This window comes from Agrobacterium genomosp. 13 str. CFBP 6927 (assembly GCA_900012615.1).
GTDB lineage: Bacteria > Pseudomonadota > Alphaproteobacteria > Rhizobiales > Rhizobiaceae > Agrobacterium.
This window is the reverse complement of record LT009757.1, coordinates 2172194-2183233: the sequence shown is the minus strand read 5'-3', so window position 1 is coordinate 2183233 and position 11040 is coordinate 2172194. Positions and strand designations below refer to the sequence as shown.

Here is an 11040-nt window from a genome sequence, read left to right as displayed (position 1 = left end):
GCAAGCTCTCCGCATATCGCTAGCGTTGCCCCTCATCCGACCCTTCGGGCCACCTTCTCCCCGGCGGGGAGAAGGAATATCATCGCTCCCCCATCTCGACGTCATCCTCGGGCTTGACCCGAGGATCCATGGTAACGCCGGAAGGTGGATCCTCGGGTCAAGCCCGAGGATGACGGAGAAGGTCTGGAGAGGGTCTTACCGCGCGCCCCAGGTATCCGTCAGACGATACCCTTCCGGCCACGGATCGGAGGGATCGAGCATGTGCTGGTGAATGCCCGTGATCCAGCCGCGGCCGGAAATTTCCGGCAGGATGGCCGAACGGTCGCCGACCGTGGTGGTTCCGAGAATACGGCCTGTGAAAGTTGAGCCGATCAGCGACACCGCCGTCAGCGTTTCGCCTTCCTTCATCTCGCCGCGCGCATGCAGCACCGCCATGCGGGCTGAAAGCGCCGTGCCTGTCGGCGAACGGTCCACCTTGCCCGGCTGGATGGCGACGGCCGCCCCTGCCCGCAGGCCTTCGGCCGTGCGCTCCACCTTGCCCGCAAACAGGCAGAAGGAAAAATGCCGCCAGTCCGGGTTGTCGGGATGCTCGAAGTTCAAAGCCCTGTTGGCGGCATTGGTAATGCGCACGCCGAGGCGGGCGATCTCATGCGCCTCTTCCGGCTTCAGGCTAAAGCCCATCGCTTCGGCGTCGACGATAACGAAGCTGTCGCCGCCATAGGCCGTGTCCACCTTGAGCGTGCCGAGGCCTTCAACCTCGAGTTCGACATCGAGTTTTGCGGCAAAGCTCGGCAGGTTCTGCACGAAAATGCGCTCGGCCTTGCCGTTGCGGCATTCGGCACGCACCTTCACCAGCCCGCCCGGCGCTTCAAGCAGCATATGCGTTTCCGGCTCCTGCATCGGCACGATGCCGCCATCCAGAAGCACGGTGGAAACGCAGATGGAGTTGGAACCGGACATGGGCGGTGTATCTTCCGGCTCCATGATGATGAAGGCTGCATCCGCGTCGGGATGTTTCGGCGGCACCAGAAGATTGACATGGCGGAACACGCCGCCGCGCGGCTCATTCAGCACGAAATTGCGCAGCGTTTCATCGCGGGCGATGAAACGGCTCTGCTCCCAGATCGTCTCGCCCGGCGGCGGCTTAACCCCGCCGACAATCACATCCCCCACTTCGCCTTCCGCATGGGCGGAAATGACATGAACGGTCTTGATACTGCGCATTCAAAACTCCTTAGGAAAGCCATGAAGGAAGAAGGGATGGGGCACGGCCGGTCAGCGCGCTTTCAACGCAATCGGCAAGGCTGCCGAAGCGCACTGCGCGGCCGCTGAGGCCGGGGCCGTAATGGGCGTATTTACCGGAATTGGTCATCAAGGCGCGGGTTTTCGTCGGGAAAACCGGCTCGGAAATGGAGCACCAGCAAAGATCAGGCAGCACCTGCACCCCGCTGTCATGCAGGCTTTTCAAGGTGCCGTCCTGGCCGGCCGCATCGATGACCTGCTGCCCGGCTGTCACGATGACGGCGACATCCGCATGGCGCCTGCGGCCGGCGAGCACAGCGGCGAGCGCGCGGCACTCCTCCAGCGAGGCATGCGGGCTGCCGATGGCAACGAGTTGCACGTCCTCCGGCCCTCATTCAACAGCGACCAGCCGGCGGCCATATCGGCAAGCGAAATGGTGACGGTCTCGGCTGTTTCCAAAGGCGCGAGCCCGGCTTCCGGGGTTACACCCTCTATATGAAGCATGGGCGCAGCGGAGGTGGTGCCGAAAGCGGCGCAGAGCGCCTTGAGATCATCGCGCGACGGTTTTGCAGGACCAAGGCCACGCAGCAGCGGAATGCAATCCGGCGCGGCCTTGCCGGCAAGATAACCGATGAGCGGCCAGAACGCATCGTCCACGCCCTGCGGTAAAGCCACATCGACAATGCGCTGCGGCCGGCGGTTTTCCTCCAGATAAACGCCGGAAAGCGGCGCCCTGCCTGTCATCGCGATGCAGAGATCGAGAAAGTCCGGATGTTTGGCCGTGCGCGCGCCAAGAACCGTATTGGCGAAGATCACGGCATTGGATTCGGCCCAGGCGATGGATTCGCCGGCATTCGGAGCGCTGTCGAGCAGGTAAGGCGAACAGGTGAAGGTGGGGCGACAGCCCATGCGCACATAGGCATCCGCCAGCCTTGCGGCCGGATCGCCGAAATCCTCCGGCACGCCCTGCGCCCGCCAATGCGCCTTGTCCACCGAAATGGCGTTCATCGTCGTCGGCACGCGCACCCTGCCGCCCATGTCGGCCATCTTCTCCGCGAAGGTGAGATTGGCGGGGCTGGCATAGATGCAGCCGTCAATATGACCCTGCGTCACATCGACAAGCGCTGATGCCCCCTGCTGGGCGGCCATGGCGATGATGATGCGCATCGCCTGCTGCGCGGCAATGCCATCGCGGCCTTCGAGCATTGCCCTGTCGTCACCCTTAAGATCGAGATGCGCCGTCGCCGGCGGTGCGATGGCGAGGGAAACGCCATCGGCCTCGATGGTCTTCTCATCGATACGGACACGCGCAGCCTTTGAGAACCGGGCAAAATTCTCCGCGTCAAGGCGCAGCACCGGCAAAGGCTTGCCGAACATCGCCGCCGCGACGAGCGCGCCCAGCGTCAGCACATCCTCGGCCTCGCAGAAGACCAGCGCCGAGGGCGCACGGCCCGTGAGGATAAGATCGAGCAGGACGCCCGAACCGGTGCAGGAACCACGGCTGGTGGGCATGAACAGCACGCCGCCGGTGAGACAGATGCCGTGCAGCGGGTGGTGCACGTCGATGACCCGGCCGGTGGCGGGATCGACCCCGCCCCAGAAACTCAACGCTTCCGTCGTGGCGATCACGGGACCTTCAGCCGCACCGGCCAAAATGCTGCGGGCTTCAGGAACGGCTGTTGTCGAAAGGGAAGAAGACATCGGAAATCCCCGTCAGAAACGTTGTGGCGAAAATGCCCTTGTATCGATGGCGGGCTTTTGCCCCGTCAGAAGATCGGCGACGATGCAGGCCGTGCCCGCCGATTGTGTCAGTCCCAGATGGCCGTGGCCGAAAGCATAGACCACCCGCGCCGTATGCCGTGCCTGGCCGATGGCCGGCAGGCTGTCCGGCAGCGAGGGGCGAAAGCCCATCCATTGTTTGCCGCCGTCGGTTTTGAGACCGGGAAGGAAGCTCGCCGCCTTTTTTAAAAGCGCTTCGGAGCGGGCAAAATTGGCGGCAAGCTCAAGCCCGCCCAGTTCCACCGCGCCGCCGACGCGGATGCCGGAAGAAAGCCGCGTGACGACAAAACCATGGCCGCCGAAGGTAATCTGTGTGCGCAGATCGAAAGCACCGGACGGCAAGGTGGTATTATACCCCCGTTCCGTTTCCAGCGGAATTTTTTCCCCGAGCGAACGGGCGATGCGATGTGAAAATGCGCCCGCCGCCAGCACCACCTTGCCGGCCTTGCGGCTGCGCCCGTCATGGCTCACCACCTCGATACCGTCTTCAAGCGGCCTCAGCGCCGCAATATCGAGGCGTTCGAGACGTCCGCCAATGGCACGGAAATGCTCGGCCAGTGCGAGCGTATAAAGCTTGGGATCAGCAATGGAATACCAGCCGGGCGTAAACGTGCCGCAGGTGAAACGCGGCGCGATGCCAGGCTGGATTTCGGCCATCTGCTCGGCATTGAGGTGCCGGAACTCGATGCCGTGCCGCTCGCGCGCCTTCCAGCCGGGAAGCGAGCTTTCGAATTCGGATTCGCTTTCATAGACCTGGAGGTTGCCCTCCTTGCGCAGCATGGCGATTGTGTCGGTCTTTTTTAGGAACGGCTCGAGCTTGGCCTTCGACAGATCCATCAGCGCCGTCTGGGCGGCGGTGGAATGTTCCACCTTCGAGGCGGCACAGGCCCGCCAGAAGCGGAACATCCACGGCGCAATTTTCAACGCATAGGCCGGCGGCACGCTGAGCGGACCGAGCGGATCGAGCAGCCATTTCGGCGCCTTCCACAGAATGCCGGGCGATGCGAGCGGCAGAATATCGGTGAAGGCGAAGGCGCCGGCATTGCCAGCCGAAGCACCCGCCGCCGGACCCTCGCGGTCGATGACCGTGACCGAGAGGCCACGGCCCTGCGCCGCGATTGCCGCCGAGAGGCCGACGACGCCGGCCCCGATGACGATGACATCATTGGCTGGCATTACCGCACGCTCGCCAGGAATTTCTGCGTCTCGGCATGCTGCGGCGCGCCGAACAGCTGGTCCGGCGTGCCGATTTCCGCCATCACGCCCTGATGGAAGAAGGCGACGCGATTCGAAACATCACGCGCAAACGCCATTTCATGGGTGACGCAGATCATCGTCATGCCCTCATCCGCCAGCATTTTCAGCGTATCGAGCACTTCGCCGACCAGCATCGGGTCGAGCGCAGAGGTGACTTCGTCGAACAGCATGTATTCCGGCGACATGGCAAGCGCGCGGGCAATCGCCATACGCTGCTGCTGACCGCCGGACATGCGGTTCGGATAGACCTTCAGCTTTTCGGCAAGACCCACATGGGTCAGCTGCTTGACCGCAATCTCTTCGGCCTGCTCCTTCGAGATGCCGAGCACCTTGCGGGGCGCCAGCATGACGTTTTCGAGCACCGTCAGATGCGGGAAAGCGTTCCATTGCTGGAAGACGATGCCGACCTTGCGGCGCAGCTTGTTGAGGTCCGTGGACTTCGCATGCACCTCGGTGCCGTCGATGACGATCTTGCCGCTGTCGATCGGCTCCAGGCCGTTGATGCAGGTCAGCAGCGTCGACTTGCCGGAACCGGAGCCGCCGATGATGGTGACGACCTCGCCTTTGTTGACGGTGAGGTTGATCCCTTTCAGAACCTCCAGCGGGCCGAAGGATTTGCGGACGTTTTCGATCTCAATCATTGGGGGACCACCGTCTTTCGAGATACCCGCCGAAACGGGCGATGGGGAAGCTGATAAGGAAGTAGATGGCGCCGCAGATCATCAGGATCGTCAGCGGTTCCTGCAGGCGGGTGACGAGGATCTGCGAGGCGCGCAGAAGCTCGATGAGGCCGAGCCACAGCACCAGCGCCGAATCCTTCATGACGCCGAGCGTCAGCCCGATCCATGAGGGCAGCGACACACGGGTGGCGAGCGGCAGCACGATGTAGCGCATGTCCTGCGACCAGGTCATGCCCAGCGACCGGCAGGCGCGGCGCGTATTGGACGGCACGGCGCCGATGCCGCCACGCACGATTTCCGTGCAATAGGCCGCCGTATAGAGCGACAGCACCACGCAGGAAGTGGTGAAGGGCGGCCAGCCGAGCTTGGCGATCGACTGGAAGGCGTTGCCGAGCACGAGCTGGATGAGCAGCGGCACGGAGCGGAAAATATCCAGCACGAAGGTCAGCGGCAGCGACCAGTAGGCCCCGAGCTGGAAGCGGATGATGCCGAAGATGATCCCCATGATGGTGCCTGCCGTGACGGCGACGGCGGTGACGGCGAGCGTCATGCCGGCACCCTTGGCCAGGAAGGCGAGATCACTCCAGGTGAGAGCGGTTTCAAACATGGCTCACCTCTCTCAGTAACGGAACAGACGCCAGGCCAGCAATCTGGCGGCGAGCGTGACGATCTTGGCGATCACATAATAGATGACCGCGGCGAGCGCGAAGAATTCGAAGGTGCGGAACGAGCGCGCATTAAGCGCCTGCGTGACGCCGGCAAGATCCGTATTCATGCCGACCGTGACACCGAGCGACGTCATGAGGATCGCCCAGACCATCTGGTTGGTGGCCGGCAGAAAGGCGACACGCAACATCTGTGGCAGGATGATGAGCCGGAAGGTCTGCATCGAGGTCATGCCGAGCGAGCGGCCGGAGCGCGTCTGCGTATCGGGAATGGCCTTTAGCGCGCCGCGGAAATTTTCCGCGAGATAACCGGCATTGTTGAAGGCGATACCGACCAGAAGCGCCGTATAGGGGCTGAGGTGAATGCCGAAATTGCCAAGGCCGAAATGGGCCATGTAGATCTGGAACAGCGCCGGCGTGTTGCGGGCGATTTCCACCCAGACGGAGGCGAAAGCGCCGAGAATGCGGTTGCCGGAGAGCCGGAACAGCGTCAGCAGGATGGCGAAGGAAAGGCCGATCACCATCGACAGAATGGCAATCTGCAGCGTCACCACCGCACCGTCCAGAAGCTGCGGCAAAGCCTTCAGCGCCTGATTCCAGTGAAATGTATAGTTGAACATGGGCGTCCCGCCTCTTCAGAAACGATCAACGGCGCGATCATCTTGACCGCGCCGTTTACGAAAAGTCCTGATCAGCGATAAACGCCGTTGACGGTGAGCGAGGGAACTTCGCCGCCAACCCATTTTTCATAGAGTTCGGCGTAACGGCCGGTGCGAACCTGCTGGTTGATGAAGAGGTTCAGGTAGTTGATGAAGCCGTATTCATCACGGTTGGTGAAGAGCGCGACATAGTCAATGTCATAGGGCGCCTTGCCGACCACGGAGATGCCGGCGAACTTGCCGCCCTTGACGTTGGACTGCGCAACCGTCGAGGTGGAAACGGTGGCGTCGATCTGGCCCTGGCTGAGCGCGAGGAACACATCGGCCTGTGTCTGGTACGGACGGAATTCGCCGACGCCCCATTCCTTGACCGTCTTTTCGAGCGCGATGGCTTCGAACGTGCCGGCGGTTGCGCCGACGGTCTTGCCCTTCATGTCCTCGAAGGACTTGATGCCCGACTTGTCGTTGGCGGTGACAGCCATTTCGAAAGCGAAATAAGGCACCGTCATGCCGACCGTCTTGGCGCGCTCCAGCGTATCGGAGGTGGAAGCAACGCCGACATCGACGCGGCCCGACATCAGCGCGGGAATGCGCTCAGGGAAAGGCGTTTCGACGATTTCAGCGGTAACGCCGAGCGCCTTGGCGAGATCGTTGCAATAATCGACATCGAAGCCGATCGGGTTGTTGGCGTCATCACGCGCGCCCATGGGCGGGAAATCGAGCACGACAGCGCAACGCAGCGTGCCGGACGAAATGATGTCGTCAAGTTTGTCGGCCTTGGCCGGCGTAATAGCGAAAGTGGCGGCCAAGAGGCCGGCGACGATGACCGATTTTTTCATTCTTTATTTGCTCCCACAATTGGTCTGCCCTTGAAGGCGCGGTCACTATTTCCCTATGGCGGCGATAAATCAACATAAAAATACAAGGAGTATACAAAAAGAATTTTTGCACCTGCGAACAGTAAGAGCGAGCATCGGGGATAAATAGCGCACGAGGAAATGGCGGGATGTAGAAGCGCGTTTTTGCGAAGGTTTCGGCCAAGGGCTGGTCAGGAAGGAGACAAAACCTCTCCACCGTCATCCTCGGGCTTGACCCGAGGATCCATAACCCGTTGAAATCGATGGATCCTCGGGTCAAGCCCGAGGATGACGTCGAGTGTGTGGGGAGGTTCGTGAAAATAGGAATCCATGGAAACAGGCCGGCTGGATGCCGGAGAAAATCACGGCAGCAAGGTCGGGGAAATCGTGACGGATGACGAAAATTCTCTATCGGAAACGCCTGATTTCCATCACCTCACCAAAAAGACGAGTTGCAATAGACCTGCCTTTGTATACTTTATGTATTCAAAATGTGCGGACCACTATCGGAGAATTATGATGAGCGACACCACCACCCTGACCATTGACGGGCTTTCTGAGAGGGTCGAGGCGATATTCCGCAAGGCCGGCCTCAATGCCGTGCAGTCGGGGGCGCTCGCACGCGTCATCACGGCGGGTGAGCGGGACGCCTGCAAGTCGCACGGCATCTACCGCATTGAAGGCGCCCTGCGCACCGTCAAGGCCGGCAAGGTGAAGCCGGATGCGATACCGGAAGTCGCAGAGGACGACGGCACCGCCATCGTGAAGGTCAGCGCCAATGGCGGATTTGCCAATCCCGCTTTCGAGCTTGGCCTGCCGGTTCTGGTGGAGCGGGCAAAACGCTCCGGTATCGCGGCGCTCGTCATCAATGACTGCACGCATTTCTCGGCGCTCTGGCCGGAAGTCGAGGGCCTTACCTCGAATGGTCTTGCCGGGCTGGTGATGTGCCCAAGCTATTCCACAGTCGCGCCCACCGGCGGCAGCAAGCCGCTGCTCGGCACCAACCCCTTCGCCTTCGGCTGGCCGCGCAAGGATACTTCCCCTTATGTCTTTGATTTCGCGACATCCGTGGCCGCGCGCGGTGAAATAGAACTGCACCGGCGGGCGGGAAAAAACCTGCCGGAAGGTTGGGCTTTGGATGCCGACGGCAAGCCGACGACCGACCCGGAAGCCGCTCTTGCCGGCTCCATGCTGCCTTTTGGCGGCCACAAGGGATCAGCTATCGGCACCATGATCGAGCTTCTCGCCGGCATCATGATCGGTGACCTGACCAGCCCTGAAGCGCTCGAATTTCTCGGCACCACCACGCTTGCCCCGACCCATGGCGAGCTGATCATCGCCTTTTCTCCGGAAGCCTTTGCCAAGGGCCGCCCCGGCGATCCGTTCCAGCGCGCCGAAATCCTGTTCGACGCCATCATCGGCCAGGGCGCCCGCCTGCCCTCGGGCCGCCGCTTCACCGCCCGTGCCAAATCCGAAAGCGAAGGCATCACGCTTACGGCCGCTGAAATGGCCGGGCTCGACCGGCTGCTCGAAAAAGGGCTGGATGCGGTCGCCTGACCGTGTCTGGATGTGGAAATGAAAAAGGCCCGCGATTGCGGGCCTTTTTCATGGGAAACATAGCATCCCCGCTCCGTCACCCCGGACTAGATCCGGGGTCCAGCGCGATCAAGTCCTTGATCGCGGAAGAGTCCTTTCACAGCGCAGACGCGCCGTGGCTGGATGACGGATCAAGTCCGGCATGACGGAGGAGAGACATCAAACCTCATCACATGCAAAAAAGGCCCGCAATTGCGGGCCTTTTTTCTACAGCAGCGATATCTCAGGCAGCCTTGCAGGTCTGCACGGCCCCCGGAAGCTTGCTCCAGTCGGCATACCAGCTGTTAAACAGCTTGAACTGCGCCTCGACATAACCGCGCTGGCTGTCCGTCAGGGCGTCGGTCTCGTTGAAGTGCAGCGTGTATTCCTTGTCGCCCTTCAGCACCATCATGTGCTTGAAATAAAGAACCAGATCCGGACCTTCATCGAAGGAGGAGAGGACGGCCAGCGCCTGTTCCAGTTCCAGCGCGCGGGCGCGGGCATCGGCATCGCCCTTGGCGGCCGCCTGCGAGAGCTTGCAAAGATGAATGACTTCTTTCGGCAGGACATTGCCGATGCCGGTGATGGCGCCGGTTGCGCCGCAATTGATGAAACCGTGGACGACGGCGGTATCGACGCCGATCATCAGGGTAACCTCATCGTCACGGCTGGTGATGTTTTCAGCGGCGTAACGCATATCGGCCGGGCCGCCGAATTCCTTGAAGCCAACGAGGTTCTTGTGCTCGGCGCGCAGCGCGAAGAAGAGATCGGCGCGGGTGGCGAAGCCGTAATAGGGGCTGTTGTAGATGACAGCAGGCGTTTCAGGCGCCGCTGCGAGGATGGCCTTGAAATGCGCCTTCTGAGCGGAGATGACCGAACCGCGCGACAGGACGCGCGGAATGACCATCAGGCCCTTGGCGCCAACCTTCTCAGCATGGGCGGCATGGGCAACGGCGGATGCCGTGTTGACGGCGCCGGTGCCGACGATGACCGGAATGCCGGCCTTCACCAGGCGCTCCACGCCTTCCATACGCTGCTCGTCCGTCAGGAGCGGCCAGTCGCCCATGGAGCCGCAATAAACGACGGCGGACATGCCATCGGCGATCAGTTCCTTGCCCTTGCGGACAAGCGCATCGAAATCAGGGGTGCGATCATCCTTGCAGGGGGTCATCAAGGCGGGAATCACGCCGGAAAAAATGCTGGCCGTCATTACTAGCTCCTAAGGGACAGTTTTTCGGGAATGGACGCACCTCCGCGCCACCCTTTCGACAAGGACATTACAATCTTGTATTTTATTTGTCGACAAGAAATCGACAAGCTACAGATTTATTTCCAGACGTTCGTTTCGCACCAGCAGTTTCTGCACCTGTCGCACGATCTGCTCGGCGTGCTCGCGGGCCAGTTTCTCTGAAAGAACAGTATCGCGTGCGGCAATCGCCGCGATCATCTCATCATGATCGTCGACGAAACGCTTCGGCAGGCGGTCGTCATAGGACTGGTAATAAAGCCTGAGGATGCGCCGTCCCTCATCCAGCAGGCGCTTGAACAGGCTGGTGAAATAGGGGTTGCGCCCGGCTTCGGCGATCGAAAGATGCAGGGCGGCGTTGGTGGAAATCATTGCCAGCGCATCCTGCGCTTCCACCGCAGCAGCAAATTCGGCCTGATGCGCGCGGATTTCCGCCAGATCTTCCGGGCGGTGATATTGCGCGGCGAGCTGGGTCGTGACCCGGTACATCAGCACCAGCGCATCGAAATAGGTATGCATGTTGAGGAAATCGATGTTCGACACCATGGTCGAGCGGTTCGGCAGCGTATCGATCAGCCCCTCGCCCGACAGCCGCACCAGCGCCTCGCGGATCGGCGTGCGCGACATCTTGAACCGTTCGGCAAGCTGCACCTCGTCAATGGGGCTACCCGGCGGCAGGACCAGATCGAGAATCTCGTCACGCAGCAGATCATAGACCATCTTCACGCCGGAGCCGCGCTTGCGCTCGGCAGAAGCAATTATATCCGTCATCATCAAATCCCTCTTGTCGACATAAAGAGTACTATTATATTTTTTCCCGATCAACGCCGCGTTGCAGCGCCTGCGCTTCGAATGGCGGAATAATTGTTCAAAAACAACAAAAAGCCGTCGCGAAAATTACCCGCGGCGGCTTTTGATCGTTCAGTTTGTGGCGTGGACGCTGTTTATACGGTATCACCGACTAAAGAAGGACGATTTCCCCAGGAAGCGAAGAGTAAGCCGCTTGTCTCTTCTCCCCCAGGGGGAGAAGTCCGCGGCAGCGGGATGAGGGGGCAAGGGCAGAGATATTCGGAGAGGGTG

Annotated in this window: 9 protein-coding genes and 1 pseudogene; 1 reads left to right on the top strand and 9 read right to left on the bottom strand. The window is 61.1% G+C overall.

Features of this window, described 5'->3' with window-relative positions; translation table 11 throughout:
• Window positions 1–195: 195 nt before the first annotated feature.
• The 7 genes and pseudogenes from AGR13A_RS24175 to AGR13A_RS24145 all read right to left on the bottom strand — a co-directional run bounded on the left by AGR13A_RS24175 (window position 196) and on the right by AGR13A_RS24145 (window position 7121).
• Complete coding sequence (locus tag AGR13A_RS24175) at window positions 196–1224, bottom strand: trans-3-hydroxy-L-proline dehydratase (RefSeq protein WP_080840113.1); 1029 nt, start codon at window positions 1222–1224, stop codon at window positions 196–198.
• A 10-nt stretch (window positions 1225–1234) separates the two neighbouring features.
• Window positions 1235–2943, bottom strand: a pseudogene (gene lhpI / locus AGR13A_RS24170) (cis-3-hydroxy-L-proline dehydratase).
• Between the two features lie 12 nt (window positions 2944–2955).
• Window positions 2956–4197 (bottom strand): NAD(P)/FAD-dependent oxidoreductase, encoded by a 1242-nt coding sequence (locus AGR13A_RS24165; RefSeq protein WP_080840111.1) that lies wholly within the window; start codon window positions 4195–4197, stop codon window positions 2956–2958.
• A complete protein-coding gene (locus tag AGR13A_RS24160; RefSeq protein WP_020811659.1) occupies window positions 4197–4919 on the bottom strand; it encodes an amino acid ABC transporter ATP-binding protein in 723 nt (240 codons plus the stop codon). The genes AGR13A_RS24165 and AGR13A_RS24160 overlap by 1 nt, the downstream gene beginning before the upstream one ends.
• Window positions 4912–5565 carry an amino acid ABC transporter permease gene (locus tag AGR13A_RS24155; RefSeq protein WP_035224918.1) on the bottom strand — a complete coding sequence of 218 codons (654 nt, stop codon included), beginning with the start codon at window positions 5563–5565 and terminating at the stop codon, window positions 4912–4914. The genes AGR13A_RS24160 and AGR13A_RS24155 overlap by 8 nt, the downstream gene beginning before the upstream one ends.
• Before the next feature lie 12 nt (window positions 5566–5577).
• A complete protein-coding gene (locus AGR13A_RS24150) occupies window positions 5578–6243 on the bottom strand; it encodes an amino acid ABC transporter permease (protein ID WP_080840109.1) in 666 nt (221 codons plus the stop codon).
• 71 nt (window positions 6244–6314) lie between these two features.
• Window positions 6315–7121, bottom strand: coding sequence for an ABC transporter substrate-binding protein (locus AGR13A_RS24145; protein ID WP_080840107.1), 807 nt, complete (start codon window positions 7119–7121; stop codon window positions 6315–6317).
• Between the two features lie 537 nt (window positions 7122–7658).
• Between AGR13A_RS24145 and AGR13A_RS24140 the strand changes: the two genes are divergently transcribed.
• On the top strand, window positions 7659–8696 hold the full coding sequence (locus tag AGR13A_RS24140) for an Ldh family oxidoreductase (protein ID WP_080840105.1): 1038 nt from the start codon (window positions 7659–7661) through the stop codon (window positions 8694–8696).
• A 262-nt stretch (window positions 8697–8958) separates the two neighbouring features.
• On the opposite strand, the gene AGR13A_RS24135 is transcribed toward AGR13A_RS24140, so the two are convergent.
• Both AGR13A_RS24135 and AGR13A_RS24130 read right to left on the bottom strand, forming a co-directional pair.
• Window positions 8959–9924, bottom strand: coding sequence for a dihydrodipicolinate synthase family protein (locus AGR13A_RS24135; RefSeq protein ID WP_080840103.1), 966 nt, complete (start codon window positions 9922–9924; stop codon window positions 8959–8961).
• 108 nt (window positions 9925–10032) lie between these two features.
• Window positions 10033–10731, bottom strand: a complete 699-nt coding sequence (locus tag AGR13A_RS24130) for a GntR family transcriptional regulator (protein WP_035224984.1) — start codon at window positions 10729–10731, stop codon at window positions 10033–10035.
• Between the last annotated feature and the right edge of the window lie 309 nt (window positions 10732–11040).